The organism is Brevibacillus laterosporus, assembly GCF_030489605.1.
Taxonomy (GTDB): domain Bacteria; phylum Bacillota; class Bacilli; order Brevibacillales; family Brevibacillaceae; genus Brevibacillus_B; species Brevibacillus_B laterosporus_E.
Genome location: NZ_JAUKFY010000023.1, coordinates 38,831 through 53,107, shown reverse-complemented (window position 1 = coordinate 53,107; position 14,277 = coordinate 38,831). Strand labels below are relative to the sequence as shown.

17 protein-coding genes and 1 pseudogene are annotated in these 14,277 nt (G+C 36.9%); 6 read left to right on the top strand and 12 right to left on the bottom strand.

Annotated features, from left to right (window positions below; all coding sequences use genetic code 11):
* Positions 1-55 precede the first annotated feature (55 nt).
* On the bottom strand, positions 56-307 hold the full coding sequence (locus tag QZ995_RS19535; RefSeq protein ID WP_301810204.1) for a sigma factor-like helix-turn-helix DNA-binding protein: 252 nt from the start codon (positions 305-307) through the stop codon (positions 56-58).
* Entirely contained in the window at positions 243-563 is a 321-nt protein-coding gene (locus QZ995_RS19530; RefSeq protein WP_301810202.1) for a hypothetical protein, read from the bottom strand. The genes QZ995_RS19535 and QZ995_RS19530 overlap by 65 nt, the downstream gene beginning before the upstream one ends.
* Positions 564-1,319: 756 nt before the next feature.
* Here QZ995_RS19530 and QZ995_RS19525 point away from each other — a divergent pair.
* Positions 1,320-1,667: a hypothetical protein gene (locus QZ995_RS19525; protein WP_301810200.1), complete on the top strand. Its 348-nt coding sequence runs from the start codon at positions 1,320-1,322 to the stop codon at positions 1,665-1,667.
* Between the two features lie 451 nt (positions 1,668-2,118).
* Positions 2,119-2,427, top strand: a complete 309-nt coding sequence (locus QZ995_RS19520) for a hypothetical protein (protein WP_301810199.1) — start codon at positions 2,119-2,121, stop codon at positions 2,425-2,427.
* Between the two features lie 417 nt (positions 2,428-2,844).
* Here the strand turns inward: QZ995_RS19520 and QZ995_RS19515 are convergent, their stop codons facing one another.
* Positions 2,845-3,270 (bottom strand): ORF6C domain-containing protein, encoded by a 426-nt coding sequence (locus QZ995_RS19515; RefSeq protein ID WP_301810197.1) that lies wholly within the window; start codon positions 3,268-3,270, stop codon positions 2,845-2,847.
* Between the two features lie 251 nt (positions 3,271-3,521).
* Complete coding sequence (locus QZ995_RS19510; RefSeq protein WP_301810196.1) at positions 3,522-3,686, bottom strand: hypothetical protein; 165 nt, start codon at positions 3,684-3,686, stop codon at positions 3,522-3,524.
* 398 nt (positions 3,687-4,084) lie between these two features.
* Here QZ995_RS19510 and QZ995_RS23895 point away from each other — a divergent pair, with 398 nt between their 5' ends.
* The gene (locus QZ995_RS23895; protein ID WP_366919714.1) at positions 4,085-4,300 is read left to right on the top strand and encodes a helix-turn-helix domain-containing protein; all 216 of its coding nucleotides are present in this window, start codon (positions 4,085-4,087) and stop codon (positions 4,298-4,300) included.
* Between the two features lie 192 nt (positions 4,301-4,492).
* On the opposite strand, the gene QZ995_RS23890 is transcribed toward QZ995_RS23895, so the two are convergent.
* Positions 4,493-4,600: an accessory gene regulator B family protein gene (locus QZ995_RS23890; protein WP_366919713.1), complete on the bottom strand. Its 108-nt coding sequence runs from the start codon at positions 4,598-4,600 to the stop codon at positions 4,493-4,495.
* Between the two features lie 424 nt (positions 4,601-5,024).
* On the opposite strand from QZ995_RS23890, the gene QZ995_RS23885 reads away from it, so the two are divergent.
* The gene (locus QZ995_RS23885) at positions 5,025-5,453 is read left to right on the top strand and encodes a VanZ family protein (protein ID WP_366919715.1); all 429 of its coding nucleotides are present in this window, start codon (positions 5,025-5,027) and stop codon (positions 5,451-5,453) included.
* 285 nt (positions 5,454-5,738) lie between these two features.
* On the opposite strand, the gene QZ995_RS19505 is transcribed toward QZ995_RS23885, so the two are convergent.
* Positions 5,739-6,386, bottom strand: a complete 648-nt coding sequence (locus tag QZ995_RS19505) for a hypothetical protein (RefSeq protein ID WP_301810195.1) — start codon at positions 6,384-6,386, stop codon at positions 5,739-5,741.
* Between the two features lie 62 nt (positions 6,387-6,448).
* Positions 6,449-7,030, bottom strand: coding sequence for a hypothetical protein (locus tag QZ995_RS19500; protein WP_301810193.1), 582 nt, complete (start codon positions 7,028-7,030; stop codon positions 6,449-6,451).
* Positions 7,031-7,465: 435 nt separating this feature from the next.
* Between QZ995_RS19500 and QZ995_RS19495 the strand changes: the two genes are divergently transcribed.
* Positions 7,466-8,893, top strand: a complete 1,428-nt coding sequence (locus tag QZ995_RS19495) for a recombinase family protein (protein ID WP_437124756.1) — start codon at positions 7,466-7,468, stop codon at positions 8,891-8,893.
* Between the two features lie 20 nt (positions 8,894-8,913).
* On the opposite strand, the pseudogene QZ995_RS23975 reads toward QZ995_RS19495, so the two are convergent.
* From QZ995_RS23975 to QZ995_RS19470, 5 genes and pseudogenes are all read right to left on the bottom strand, one after another.
* Positions 8,914-9,093: pseudogene (locus QZ995_RS23975) on the bottom strand (SpoVR family protein); the annotation flags it as partial.
* 170 nt (positions 9,094-9,263) lie between these two features.
* Positions 9,264-10,283: a 2,3-diaminopropionate biosynthesis protein SbnB gene (sbnB, locus tag QZ995_RS19485; protein WP_301810191.1), complete on the bottom strand. Its 1,020-nt coding sequence runs from the start codon at positions 10,281-10,283 to the stop codon at positions 9,264-9,266.
* Positions 10,284-10,310: 27 nt separating this feature from the next.
* Positions 10,311-11,297: a 2,3-diaminopropionate biosynthesis protein SbnA gene (gene sbnA, locus QZ995_RS19480; RefSeq protein ID WP_301810189.1), complete on the bottom strand. Its 987-nt coding sequence runs from the start codon at positions 11,295-11,297 to the stop codon at positions 10,311-10,313.
* A complete protein-coding gene (locus tag QZ995_RS19475) occupies positions 11,294-12,169 on the bottom strand; it encodes a formyltransferase family protein (protein ID WP_301810262.1) in 876 nt (291 codons plus the stop codon). The genes sbnA and QZ995_RS19475 overlap by 4 nt, the downstream gene beginning before the upstream one ends.
* Positions 12,170-12,209: 40 nt before the next feature.
* Complete coding sequence (locus QZ995_RS19470) at positions 12,210-12,971, bottom strand: ParB N-terminal domain-containing protein (RefSeq protein ID WP_301810188.1); 762 nt, start codon at positions 12,969-12,971, stop codon at positions 12,210-12,212.
* Between the two features lie 201 nt (positions 12,972-13,172).
* On the opposite strand from QZ995_RS19470, the gene QZ995_RS19465 reads away from it, so the two are divergent.
* Entirely contained in the window at positions 13,173-14,105 is a 933-nt protein-coding gene (locus QZ995_RS19465) for a DMT family transporter (RefSeq protein WP_301810259.1), read from the top strand.
* Positions 14,106-14,277 lie beyond the last annotated feature (172 nt).

The following is a 14,277-nucleotide window of genomic DNA, read 5'->3' as shown; positions in this document are numbered from 1 at the left end:
CGTCTATTTATTCAAAAAATAAAAAATATACGATTCTTTTATGATCAAAAAAAGCCTATCCGACAAGGAATAGGCTTGAAACTACACGATTTGCAATTTTATTTTGTGCCCGCGTTACCAGTGTTTGAACACTACTTCTCGAAATACACAAAAATCTAGCCGTTTCCTCAAATGAAAACCCTTCACCATGGGTTAGGATATAGCACTCTTTTTCTCTTGGTGACAGGCTGCATAACGCGTCCTCAAGCTGTTCTTTTTCCCACTTTTGTAAGATTGCAGGGACTGCCTGCTGTTCCTCTAAAAACAAAAGCCTGCATTCTGATAGGATCTACTAATTTTTCTCTTTGATAGGCTGCTCTTCTCTCAATCCCGTGTTTACTTTCTGGTCTACGTCCCGTCTCCAGCCATTCAATTACATACTCTACATCGCTAATCATTTCAGAGAGGTAGCGTCTTTCTGAATCATCAAGGACTGTCTCTGTTGCTCTTAGATCAGCGTATGCTTTTTTCAATTTTTTTCTTGTCTCTCTATACTCTTTTAAAAGTTCTTGCATTGTGTTCATCTTCCATTCCCCCTCATCAGCGCTCATGGTATAATTTAAGTGGGTGTATTGCGTAAAGCTCCTATCTTAATTAGGGGGCTTTTTTGTTTTTATAGATTTCAAAGTATTACCAAGTATGATATACTTTTATCAGAACATTCTTTAAAATATTTTATCTGGAGGTGAGCTTATGAAAAAGTTGTTTGCTGTTACTTTTGCACTCATGATGATCATGTCAGCTAGTGGCGCTTTAGCTGCTGAGCCTACAAGTTGTGGAGCTGCCCCAAATGTTTGTTCGATATTGTACTAGGATATCATTAGCCGAACTAGAGTGCCTCGAATTGAGGCACTTTTCATTTTCACTCTCCCGTTGCACCACAATTACAGATGTGTTAAGAGCTGTATTGCAGCGTTACTGATCGATTCAGATGCCGTGTCAGCCTCATCCTTAAAAGAGAACCCCCATATAATGATGCAAGCCTTAACATGTCTTGAAGAGTAAGTAACGCTGGTTCGAATGTATCCCTCTCTTTTCCTCAACTTCTCTATCAGCACTTCTGCATCGGCTATGTTTTCAAGTGGGTTCCAAAGACTAGAATTAAACAAATTACCATTGTCAACCAAGCCAAAAGTCTGTTTCTTGATACCGTTTCCGTCCCATTACCTCAGTTGCCAGTGTTACAATGATCTGTTGTTCGGTCATTGTGCTTCCTCCTTATTCAAGGCCCCCTAACTATTGTGGTAAATTAAGGGTAAACAATTTAAGGTTGTGATCTAATGAATAGTGGATTTTTGAAACAATGGTGCCTGGAGCATGATGTCGAAACCAGATCAATAAATGGATTTTGGAGATGTTTTCGTAACTTCCAAAGTGAAGATGTCATAGGATTCAAATCTTTATTTGGCGATAACTATAAATCAGAAAATTTAACTGTGGCACTGAAGGAAGTAGCCCTGTTCATAGATAAATGGGACGAGAATGCAACCTATGAGGCTATCTCATATGGATTTGATTATGTTGTCTCCTACATCCCAATCGTCTTTAATGACAAGAAACTTGGGTGGTATAAGCTATTCTTTAAACTGGATGGAGAAAGTTTTGATGATTACCTTGTTTTTGACTAATTACACAATGTGTTAACTTACTTTTTCCATCCAAATATCTAAGCTTTTTGTCCCAAATGATAGAGATATGCTCTATCAAAAGGAGTTGATATCATGCAAAACTCGTTTTATTATCTAGTGCCGTGTAGCCGATCTGCTAGGTTAGTTAGAAAGTTTCGACTACACAGCATCTCTTTTAACATTGAACCTATCCAAAACAGTGATTACGTCCGGTTTGTGTTTCCTGATCTACCTGTGCGGCAGTATCATGTCGCACATTTGGTGTTTGGAAAGACTGGTGAAGCTTTATCCCTGTCTGGAGAGTAATTCTTGCCCTCTGCCCGCTCTCGCAACGCCTGAGCCTCGTTAATCTCGCGCCCAAACTTAAGATGGGCAAGTATCATACTCCTTCTGACTTCCATATGATGGTATACACATATCAGTTATTCACAAGTAGAAGGAGAGATTGAAAATGTATAAGTATACTGTTCGCCTGCATGTGCCTCAAAGAAGAGGTCGCGTCCACCTTCGTTTAGCAAATCCTGATATTACTCGCAACTCGGTTATTCACATTTCAGTGAGCGAAGCACGACCTTTAGGTGGTATATTTGGTGCGGCATTTAATCGAATTTTTGGGAGCGCAAGTATTACCGTGCAGAACATTACACCGTCCGACGGTGAAGTTAATTTTTATGTGTTAGTTGATTGGCCACAGCCGCTTGACATCGCTGCAGACATTTCGATTTTCGATCCCACTGAAAACATTGTTTATGGGAGGTGACGAAAGAATCAAAGAGTCATAGTTACAGCCTAATATTGTCCAACCGGAGCGTGGCCGTAAGTTCGTTTCTTGTTTCATGCTATCTCCTACTACGCCCGGTTTAGGCTTTTACCACTGACCGAAAGGGAATGTCCGATGTATGACAAAATGTGACCTTGACGTTTACATCTTCTTTCGTCGTATCTTAGGTTGTCATTACTCCCAACTCGCAACGCCTGAGCATCGTCAATATTTATCCATGTAAAGCCGTAGTTCATTTAGTTTCCAACTCCTCACGAATGACGAGTTTCTGCCACTCCAATTGCTATTTGTTTAATATTTGTTTAATATTTCTTTAACTATTTGATTATCCCGTGTATCCATCAAGGCTCACTCCCCGATTTTTTTGTTTGCTAAAGGTCTACGCCATTGTTAGTTTTAAGAAACCTTACGTGGCATCCAAGCATCAACATAACGTAAAACCTGCTCTAACTCCTTACGGCGCACATCCTTGTAACTCGATACTCCCCAACGATCTTTTATCTCTCGATGCAGCTGTCGAAATAATTCACTTCTGCGTTCTTGATCTATTTCCAGCTCGTACACTTTTCGTGCAATTGCTTTTTGTAAATTACGCTGTTGACCACTATCCAACGTAATTTGTCTTTCTACCTTATACTCTAGTTCGGTTAGTTTTTGACCGTGTGTTTCTGTAAGACTTTTAACCTCTTCCATTTCCTCAGCCATTTCTGCTGTGAGTTTGAGGGATTGAATAATGGTTTGTCGATCATTTAAAGGAACCACTTTGTTTTGATTTAATTTTTCTCTCATCTGTTTGAATTGTTCTAAGAAGCGAATTGTCATTTTCATTGCTTCTGGCGTTACATAGCTTATGGCAACCTGAGTCCTAACACTAGGTTGCATGCTATTTATTCAATAATGTTTAAGGTAAATATCTATTTGTTATCGGGTGTATCCTATGTTCGCCATTCGTTCTTATTCCTATTGGATATATTTGTCATGTATGATTAAATTGTATTCATCTTTCATCATGCTCTCCCTAGACGCTTATCTGGAGGCTTTTTAAAGTTTGTCCATCACGCCCATACCGGGCGTTAAGCAATAACTGCGTTATTTTCAGTCACTTCCTGTTGAACTTCTCTGCTTTCTTCTTTTACAGGGGGCTTATATGTACCATTTCGTTTAGCCCTTTGGATGGCGTTCCAGCAGAGTTGGTGCACAAGTTTGTTAACCTCTGGCGGAAAATTTCTAACGATCATCTCTATCCCTCCCTGTATCTATGTGTATGAGAGGGGAAGTTTGTCCTATAAGCGAAAGTACTTACCAATTAAGTTCTCGTTTCATGAACTTTTTTACCATCAAAAAGTTCCTCTACTGTCTTACCAACTAAATGTGCAATCCTAATAGCAGTACTTACTCGCACGTTATTCCGGCCAGTTTCAATCATGGCATACCCATGTTGACTTATACCCTAATTTTTTGGCCATATATTGTTGGGCAAATCCATTCTCTTCTCTAGCATTTCGTAAGGCCTGATTCAAAAAAATATTCAAAGTTCATGATTCATGAATGCCAACTCCGTTTTTCATGAACCTAGTGTGTATGAACGTTTCTCTTGTTCATTTTTCATGTATACCCTAAGTTGAGTGATTCTTTTATGTATGGTGCACGTATTGGCCAATTAAGAAAAGAACTCAAAATGACACAAAAGGAACTATCGGAAAAACTGAACAAAGCAAAATCAATAATTTCTCAATACGAAAATAAAATTAACGAGCCTGATTTGGCGACACTGACTCAAATGTGCATTATTTTCTGCTTCTATAGACTATATTTCTGGAAAATCTCAAGATCGATACGAACACAAAGATGAATACGACACTAAAGACCTTACCATAACAGGTGAACTAAAAGAATTACTGGATGACCTTATGAAGCTTCCACCAGAGAAAAATGCAAAAGCAAGAATTTTTGCTGAGGGTTTAAAAGCAAAAAACCGTTCAACTAATAAATAGCGAACGGCTTTTTTTATTTTTCTCAATCATTTCTTTTAGCTTTGGGATCATCAGGAGTCATAGGAATGTGCGGAATAAGACATGATAGCTACTGTAACTACAGCACATCCACCTAACGATTTGAAATGATATCCTCCTAAAAAGGCTCTCAGTATCATAAAAGAAATAAAGCCATCATTGTATCAGCCAATTTTCCCGATAGATGACCAAACAATATTGAAAACATCAAGACCACAATGAAGCAACCAAACTGGAACAATAGAGAAAGAGTTTCGTGAGTAATTACCATTCGCCCCCCCTTTCTTTCTAGGGATGAGCCGAGCACCAACGTGGAGCACCGATCTATTGTAATAAGAAAATTATAACATTTAATCAAAAAAATCTAAGTAGATTCCCAGAATTTCAAAAAAACGTTTTTTATGGGACACTGGCTAAAATATTAAATTAACTATTACCTCTAATTGGAATTGCACTTGTTTTTTTGGTATACTTTGCCTGATATGTAAGATTTGTTTTTTAACTAATTACGTTAAGGAGGCGTTCTATTACGATGATTAAAAAGAATACACTCCTGTATAACACATTTTCTTTTTCCTGCCCCTTTATCTACTGTACATCCTTCTAAAAACAATACGTTTACATGGTAGTTACTTTGAAATAAGTTTGATTCCGTTTAATACTATCATATCTTTTTTTACACACTTTGAATCCTACAATCGTTTTGAATTACTGGGGAAGATTCTACTTTATATTCCTATTGGAATTCTGATACCATTGTTATTTAGCTCGATTAACAACATGTTAAGAAATTTTGTGTTTACTCTAGCTCTTAGCCTTTTAATGAATTCAATGATATTAGCAATTCGAGTTGGCTTTTTTGATATTGATGATATCATTCTTAATGTAATAGGTGGTGTGATAGGATTCGTATTTGTTAAAGGCTGGTTTTCGTTTATTACAATTTTGTTTAAACCTAAAGAACCTCAAAAAGAAAGCCGACTGCAACTTTAGCAGCCGGCTTTTTCCTTAATTTATTTTCGAGCGATATTACAATATTACCTTCTGCTTTTAGTACCGTGACCTTTATTTATGAGCGCTAGGAGAGTCCAAATTCTATTGTATAACAGGAATAATTAGTTCGTGGTATAATAAAAAAGACCGTAAGTGCTACCAACACCTACGGTCAACGTTTCAAAATGGGTCAAATTTACTTGAAGATGATCTCCTAGCTCGTTAGCTAAAGGAGATCATTTTCTTTTTTTAGAGAAAATCATTGTTAATCCAGCCCTTTTACATTTAATTGTCTAAAATAACTTGAGTATGACGGAACTCAGTTGGAACTGTGATTCTACCAATATGTCTGTCACGAACAGTAGTTTTATTATTAGGGTATTTAACCGCCTTCCAATCAGCAGTAATATCGTATACTTTTCCTACTGCATATATATTTACAACATATTCTCCAGGTTCATCAAACTCGGCATTCATTTTTTGCCCTTTTTCAATTATATGAGTTGTTTTGGAGACATACTCGTATCCTAAATACGCTTTTACTACTTTGATTGGAAACTCTACACCGCCTTTAAAATTATGTTCACTTTCAACAACTGCTTTAACATTCGAAGAATATTCATGCTTAATTTTAACCCCTTTAACAAAGGTTACATATTCTCTGTGAATCAATTTAAATTTTTTATCATCTTTATAATATTTTGCTTTAGCTGTACCATCAACATACCCGTCCGCATAATATGTAATACCAGTATCTCTCTTCACTCTAGTAGACTCTGGTTCACTGTAAGAGCCCACCTCACGATATTTATCTGGATGATTACTATCTTTTTCATAGGTTGTAATGTCTTCTGCAAATACAGTAGAGGTTACATTAGTTGATAGTAAAGCCGCTCCTAAAGCCAATAAAGGTAATACCTTAATCTTCTTCATAAAAATAATCCTCCTAAAAATAAATTATATATTTCATAGCCAATTTTGCTATAAAACCATAGTTAAGGTTGTTTACTTAAAAACTCCAGGAAAGAATTGAGGAAATCACCAGAAAGATCAGTTCCATTTGGTACTTTAATTTTGTCTGAAATAGAAACTATGCTTAAATTCAGCCCTTTTCCTGTGAAAATATAGGTATTAACCTCGGTATTGGGATACACATCACTATAATGATCTGAGATCCCATAATCTTTTTTTTGAGAGTTATAAAAATTCGGTGAATATCTAATTGCATTTTTCCACTCAAACGCTTCGGTGTTACTAGGCGTTAAACCCATTTGAACAATAATTCCTTCTTTTTCGTTTTTATATACTAAAGTTTTATTATTTTCTTGAAATACATCATGCTGCTTTTCAGATTCTCCCACTAGTGTTGGAACCATAGTTGAAATTTTCCAATCACCAGTAATTTCAACATACCCTTCTGGTTTAAAATTATTTTTAATACTCTCATACATGTTGTTAAATTTATTGCTATCAAGAACTACCGAATTTTTTTTATCGTCACATGAGATTAATATCAGTGAAAATGCAAGTATATAACAAGCTAAAAAAAAGTAATGTATCCCTTTTTTTGCAAACATCATATCACCTTCTAATATTTGTAATTTTCATCCCCACTAGATATTACCGTAATGTAAAAAAGAGTCAAATTTAATTAATTTTATTGAACATTTCTTAATAATAGAATTTATATTGTTGGAATGCTTTATATAAAGACCTAGAATATGGTATTATAAGAGTACACGTACGCATATAATAAAAAAGACCGCAGGTGCTCCAACACCTACGGTTTGTACAATAAGCTGCCTCTCAATGAGGCTGGCTCAGTCACGAAGTAAGATCGTCAAGCTTTTGCGGGCTCAATGGCGATCTTACTTTTTTGTCATTCTGACAAATAGCCCAATTAAAGCAATGATAAATTAACATAAAAATTTTTCCTGTAGTCTAATTATTTCTACTGTTCATTCATACCTCTAAGTTAAAGGAAAATCATCCTACTCCAATGGAGGTTTACTATGAAAATTGGTATTTATATCAGGGTTAGTACAGAGGAACAATCTCAGCATGGATTTTCTATAGATGGTCAAAAAGAGCGTTTAGTCGCTTTTTGCAAATCCCAAGGTTGGGAAGAATACACTCTGTATATTGATGATGGATTTACTGGAACCAATATCGAAAGACCTGCCTTGAAAAGAATGATACGGAACATAGAAGAAAAAAAGATCGATATTGTGCTTGTATATAAGTTAGATCGCTTAGGAAGGAAACAATTAGATGTCTTACATCTACTTGAGGATGTATTCGAAAAAAATGGAGTATCTTTTAAATCGGCAACTGAACCATTTGATACTTCTACTCCTCTAGGGAAAGCAATGCTGGGCATATTGGCTGTATTCGCCCAACTGGAGCGAGATATGATCATTGAACGTACAACATTTGGTAGAAGGCAGCGTTTTAATCAGGGGTTTTGGTCTGGAGGACGAATTCCATATGGCTATAGTTGGAACAAAGAGGAGAAACGACTTGAAATCATTCCTGAAGAAGCATTAGTAGTAAAAGAAATTTTCAAAAGGTACATACGTGGTGATTCCCTATCTGCCATTTCTGATTGGGCTGCAACTAGAACCAAATCAAGATATTTCGATCACACCAAAATAAATAACATATTATTTAGAATTACTTATACTGGGAAATTACAAAATGCCGGTGTAGTTATAGATGGAAAACATGAACCAATCATAGATGATGAAACCTGGGAAGCTGCCCGCAGAGAAAATGCAAAAAGAAGAGGTGGACTACCTCCTGCAGGGGAATATCTTTTAACAGGATTGCTCGAGTGCTCTCAATGCGGTGGTCCAATCGTGCATGTCCGACGAAAAAAAAGACTTGATAATAGAGAGGCTGTTTACGAGTTCTACGCTTGCAAACATCAACACGTCAGAGCTAGAGACCGCAGACTGACAGAAAAGTGCTCGTTAGGCTATCAACATAGAAAAAATGTTGAGAGATTTGTTATAGAACAAATAAAAGCAACTGCACTAAATCCGAATTTGCTTGAAGACTTTTCCATTGGCAAAGAGGATTATTTAGAAAATGAAGAAGCTATCAAATCCTTGAAGGATAAATTAATAAAGGTACATGAGGGATTAGAAAATCTTTATGATGCAATACAAGCAGGGGCGATTAAAGCATCGGCTGTTGGAGGACGTATTAGATCGCTTGAGGAAGAACAAGAAGCCATCTTGGCTCATTTGGAAGATTTAAAGGACACCTCTCCAGATTATAAAGATGCAGGAGAAGTTCAAGACCTTATCAAACAAATTGGGGAAGCTTGGGACTACCTTACTTTTGAGGAACAAAAAACAATGATCAGATCAATAATCAAAAAAGTGGTTCTTAATAAAAAGGCAGAGCCAACAGTATATTGGAATGTCTTTGATTAAGTTTCATACGTCCGGTTCCTTCTCTTACCAAACGACCAATGCGAATATCTAGTCGGCATGCCATAGGCCCCAAATGTATAAATAATCTCCGCAGGACATATCTCATACCGCATAGGATAAAAATCTAAGCCAAACCCTTTGGCAATTTCCGTTATTTCATCAATTGCATATTCCAGCTGACGTTGTTCCTCCTGGTTCATCCACAATCCCTCCTTTTCACCTCTACCTCATGTATATGTAAAACGTGGAAAAGAAATAAGATAAATAAAAAAAGCACTTCGTTTGACTATTAGTGCCAAACCATGTGCTTTTTTATCGCTGCAAATTCATTTTTTATCGTACAGCCTACTGCTTGCGTATTTACTTGCCTTTAATACAAGCTCAGCATTGTACCTACTCCTTCTTGTCGTGCTTTTCTATAAATTTCATAAGCGCACGAGATATCTTCTATAGCCATGCCCATCGGATTTAAAATAATAATCTCATCATCGGTTTCTCGGCCGGCTTTTTTATTCGTGATAATATCCCCTAGCTCTGCATGAAGCATTTCCTTTGAAAATTTGCCTTCTAATACTAACTGATTAATAATTTTTTTCTCACGATTAGATTGATCCCAGTCATCAACCACCACTTTATCCGCCCGTAAAAAAGCTTCCTTCTCTAAGTCCATAATAGAAATGTTACTTACAAATGTTCCTTTCTGAATCCAGTCTGCTTTAATATAAGGCTGGTCTGTGACGGTGCACGTGACGAGAACTTCGGCATTTTCTACTGCACTTTGAGCTGAGTGATGAATCTGAAATACAACATGACCAAAGCGCTGCTGCAACTCCTTGCCAAACATTTCAGCCTTTTGTAAATCTAAATCAAACAAGTGAACATTCTTAATATGGTCAAACTGCTCCAATAAAGAATTTATTTGCATCTTAGCAATTAATCCACAACCTATAACGGATAAATGCTGGAAGGCTTTTTTCGCCAAGTATTCAGTGGCTACTACTGTTACTGCCGCAGTTCTCATAGCACTGATGACACTGCCCTCTAAAATCGCGATGGGGAAGTTTGTTTCAGGATCATTTAAAATAATCAAAGCGCTTGCTCTTTCCAGATTCTTTTTCGTAGGATTGGAAAATTTACTTCCGATCCACTTGATGCCCGAGATGGAAGGCTCCCCCAGATAAGCCGGCATAGCTATGATTCTATCTGCGATATGCTCATCCTTTTTATTGGTTTTGAGATACGGTTTTAGGGGCTGACTGAAGTTCTTTTCTGAATGCAGGGTAAGAGCTTGTTTTATAGCCTGTACGTATATCTCTGACTTATAGCCGCCTACGTTGATAATATCTTGCTTGTTCAGATAAATTAATTCCGGCTTTGTTTCCACTAACATCATAACCACTCCTTTATCGCTGTCGCTTTATTTAATCGAAACAGATTTATAAATGGAGGTAGGCAGTGTAATGTCATGTTGGCTCATCCATTCATCTGAAAAAATGGTGCTGTAGTATCTATCTCCTCTGTCAGGCAAAACGGCTAATACTCTTTGTCCTTCAGGTAAATCGTCAAGTAAACGCAGGGCTGCACAAACTGCTGCCCCTGATGACCCTCCAACAAGTAATCCTTCCTGTAGTACCAATTGCCTTGTGATATAGAACGCATCTGCGTCATTCACATAGCTTACATCATCATACAAGCTTTTATCTAAATTCCCAGGAACAATAGCATTGCCAATCCCCAGCAACCTTCGCGGGCCTGGTTGCCCCCCAAAGATAACCGAACCTACAGCGTCTACAGCTAAAATTTTCACAGAAGGGCTTAATTTTTTCATTTCTGTTGCCACTCCTGTTATTAATCCAGCTGTGCCAACCGGGCAAACAATCCAATCTAGTGTATCCTGAAAATCACTGTGAATCTCACGGGCTAATGACTCCACATACGCTCTAGGATTCTCTGGATTGTTGTATTGATTGGGCCAATAAGCACCCTCTATCGTTTTTTCTAATAATTGAGCCGCGGCCAACCGTGTTTTTAAATAGTTTCCATGTTCATCTGCCTTTTCTACCATATGAACCTGTGCCCCAAATGCTTGAATCAGGTTTAAATTAACCTTGCTAATTTTAGGGTCTACCACACATATCATTTTATAGCCCTTCATCTTCGCTACCATAGCTAATCCTATAGCCAGATTGCCTGATGAGGATTCAACAATTGTTCCATTTGGCTTTAGTTGCCCGTTTTTTTCAGCAAACTCAATTATGCGCTTGGCAACCCTATCTTTTGAGCTTCCCCCAGGATTAAAGCCTTCTAATTTTACAAATAATTCGCTATTTTCACTCCGAACTAAATGCCTAAGCTTCACCACTGGTGTATTGCCTATTAATTCTAAAGCATTTTCATAAATCATGTTCTCGCCTCCCATGCTTGTTTAAATGACATTTGAGACTTTTTCATTGATAGAAATTGCTCTTGGGCTACCTTCCTTTTATCCTCATCAAAATTTTTACTTAAAAAATTTTCTCCTAAGTCGTTTTTATCGCTCTTAACTCCTACATATTGCAAATCAGGATTTTCAAATTCGGCCCTCGCCTGATTGACTAAAAGCTCAAAAGCTAATCGATAGGAAGCAGCCTTCACTTCCCATATGGATTCATAACGAAAAGGGTCCTTTATTCTTGCCGCTCTGATAATTGGCCCTGTATCGATTCCGTTATCAACATAATGTATGGATGCTCCAGCGGCTCTTTGAAAATCATTCTGGTTACCTTTTACAGCCATATTTTCGATGGCATACATTCCTCTCGCATACGGAAGAACTGCTGAATGAGCATTAATAATGTTGCCCTCTGTATACTCGATCCACCAGGGTTTTAAAATCTGATCCAAGAAAATATATACAGTAAGATCATATTCCTTGGTCAAATCACTGATAAACACTTCCATGTCAGGATGATTCAAATTGGGTCCGCTATAATGGGTATGCCCAGCGACATCAGCAGGATAGGAGGGAATTCCGTATAATGAAATCATACTTTTTTCTGCTTCACTGATTGTTCCGTATAGCAAAAGGAGCTCACTGTATTCATTCTCTGTAAGTTGCTTTTTACCAGAGAATGCACGGTGGAATTGCACCTTTTGTTCACTGTTACCCTGATCGTCTCTGATAACAATACCCTTGAATGAAGTTGTATCTTTAAAGCTTTCATACCAATCTCTGATTAAATATGCAGCGTGAAAACTTGCCTCTGTCAGTAATAGATGAGCTTTAGCCTTTTTCATCTCCACCTAAAGTCTCCTCCTCTTTTTTACCTTTTCCCTCCTAAATTTCACACAAAAAAACCGGATCAGTATAAAGCCTAATAGAAGCCCTCCATAATGCCAGCAATTCAAGCCAATCCTCTTCTACGTAATCTTCTCGAATCAAAAAACTAAGCGGGATATTCAAATTCAAAATTCGTCCGCAAGTAAGGGTAAATTTTGTTACACCTGCTGGTAAAAGAAGGCCTTCATCAACTATATTTTTAATCTGATCAATATGAAAAGCAGGATATTGAAATACAATGCCTCGTTCAACAGGCAATTGCTCTGCTGTTATACGATCAAATTTATATTTACTGGAATAAGAATTAACAATCTCCTTCCAAATCTTAATTCTCTTTTTTACATCCATGTAAAAATCTGCGGCAGTGTATACATAGTGTTTCTCATTCCCAACGAAAAGCGTCGCAATGGGGTCTAAAGCATATTTCTCCTTCCGCCATAATAAATCGGGGTTCTGTAGCAATTCCTCGATAAGATTCTCAGCATCTACAAGATGATGAGCCCAGGCATCTATGGAAAGATACTCTAAATCCACCACTTGTATCACAATTCGTTTGCAATTCAATCTTTGTAAAGATAATGTGCGGTGAGCTCCATCAAGAATCAAATATTTGTCATGTTCAAGTTGCAAAGCGATAGGAGGATTTTTTACCTTTTGCTCATTTTTAATTTTGCTGCAAAGTTTTTTTAGCCTCTCTACTTCGTATTCTTCATGTAAAAATACTTGATTAATGGGTACTACTCGCAGCTCAGATAACACATTATTTCCTCCTTTACAGCTAATGAGAATGATCAGTTACCTATTGATACGAAATATACCTGAAAAAATTTTAAAATATTTATAATCTTTTTAACCCATTTCATTTTAACATCACTCATGATATATTTCATTATATATTTTCAGTTTATGGATATTTTGTAAAAAGGAGGTATTTTTTTGAAAGTAGTAGCTGGGAATCGAATGAAAGGAATGATAATGGTAATTACAGGTGCCGGTTTATGGGGGGTATCAGGCACCGTTGCTCAACAGCTTTTCCAACAACTAAGCATTTCTACAGAATGGCTCGTTACAGTCCGGCTATTGATTTCAGGCATGATCCTGTTGCTCCTTTCATCATGTAGTCCAAATAGATATCAAATATTTCGTATATGGAAGGATAAAAGTGAATCAATCAAAATACTTTTGTTCGGGATATTAGGTATGTTAGGAGTTCAATACACCTATTTTGCCTCGATTAATGAGGGAAATGCGGCTGTAGCAACCTTATTACAGTACTTAGCGCCTATCTTTATTACTTTCTATCTTATTATAAAATGTAAAAATATTCCAACTAAAATTGATGCTGTTTCTATTTTTTTAGCCTTATTAGGAACCTTTTTATTGCTCACCAATGGATCAACCGATAATTTAACAGTTCCCATGCCAGCAATTATTTGGGGCGTTTTATCTGGTTTATCCTTGGCATTCTATACACTTTATTCAAAGGGCTTATTGCAAAAATGGGCTTCTTCTATCGTAGTTGGCTGGGGTATGATTATCGGCGGAATTGGATTAACCATATTACACTTTATCTCCACGAAAAAAATGATATTACTAACACGCATTGATAATTTAACATTAGAAGCTTTTTTATTAATAGGATTTGTTGTTATTTTCGGTACATTAATTGCTTTTTATCTTTATCTTGAAAGTATTAGATATATTACTCCCAAAGAAACAAGCTTACTAGGATGTACAGAGCCGCTGGCAGCTATTATTACATCCGTTTTATTTTTACATGTGCCGTTTGGATTCTTCCAATCTGTAGGGACCTTATCTGTTCTCATCATGGTTTTCCTGTTAAGCCAAAAACCCTCTCCTTCAGAAAAACCATCTAATATAATTGAAGGCTAAAAACACAGCCTCTATGAAAACAGTTTCATCGAACTCCATGTTATGTCCAGTTATTCACAAACATAAACAGCACATTTCCTCGCAATACGTCAGGAAAATGTGCTGTTTGATTGTAAGAATCCATTAAATTAATAGCTAATTTTTAATCCTAGACAAATCCATCAAAAAAGTT

What these genes read in the sequence shown, in the direction of transcription:
- QZ995_RS19530 (WP_301810202.1), bottom strand. Translation starts at nt 563, where the DNA reads ATGAACACAATGCAAGAACTTTTAAAAGAGTATAGAGAGACAAGAAAA.
- QZ995_RS19525 (WP_301810200.1), top strand. Translation starts at nt 1,320, where the DNA reads ATGAATAGTGGATTTTTGAAACAATGGTGCCTGGAGCATGATGTCGAA.
- QZ995_RS19520 (WP_301810199.1), top strand. Translation starts at nt 2,119, where the DNA reads ATGTATAAGTATACTGTTCGCCTGCATGTGCCTCAAAGAAGAGGTCGC.
- QZ995_RS19515 (WP_301810197.1), bottom strand. Translation starts at nt 3,270, where the DNA reads ATGACAATTCGCTTCTTAGAACAATTCAAACAGATGAGAGAAAAATTA.
- QZ995_RS19510 (WP_301810196.1), bottom strand. Translation starts at nt 3,686, where the DNA reads ATGATCGTTAGAAATTTTCCGCCAGAGGTTAACAAACTTGTGCACCAA.
- QZ995_RS23895 (WP_366919714.1), top strand. Translation starts at nt 4,085, where the DNA reads ATGTATGGTGCACGTATTGGCCAATTAAGAAAAGAACTCAAAATGACA.
- QZ995_RS23890 (WP_366919713.1), bottom strand. Translation starts at nt 4,600, where the DNA reads ATGATACTGAGAGCCTTTTTAGGAGGATATCATTTCAAATCGTTAGGT.
- QZ995_RS19505 (WP_301810195.1), bottom strand. Translation starts at nt 6,386, where the DNA reads ATGAAGAAGATTAAGGTATTACCTTTATTGGCTTTAGGAGCGGCTTTA.
- QZ995_RS19500 (WP_301810193.1), bottom strand. Translation starts at nt 7,030, where the DNA reads ATGTTTGCAAAAAAAGGGATACATTACTTTTTTTTAGCTTGTTATATA.
- QZ995_RS19495 (WP_437124756.1), top strand. Translation starts at nt 7,466, where the DNA reads ATGAAAATTGGTATTTATATCAGGGTTAGTACAGAGGAACAATCTCAG.
- sbnB (WP_301810191.1), bottom strand. Translation starts at nt 10,283, where the DNA reads ATGTTAGTGGAAACAAAGCCGGAATTAATTTATCTGAACAAGCAAGAT.
- sbnA (WP_301810189.1), bottom strand. Translation starts at nt 11,297, where the DNA reads ATGATTTATGAAAATGCTTTAGAATTAATAGGCAATACACCAGTGGTG.
- QZ995_RS19475 (WP_301810262.1), bottom strand. Translation starts at nt 12,169, where the DNA reads ATGAAAAAGGCTAAAGCTCATCTATTACTGACAGAGGCAAGTTTTCAC.
- QZ995_RS19465 (WP_301810259.1), top strand. Translation starts at nt 13,173, where the DNA reads ATGAAAGGAATGATAATGGTAATTACAGGTGCCGGTTTATGGGGGGTA.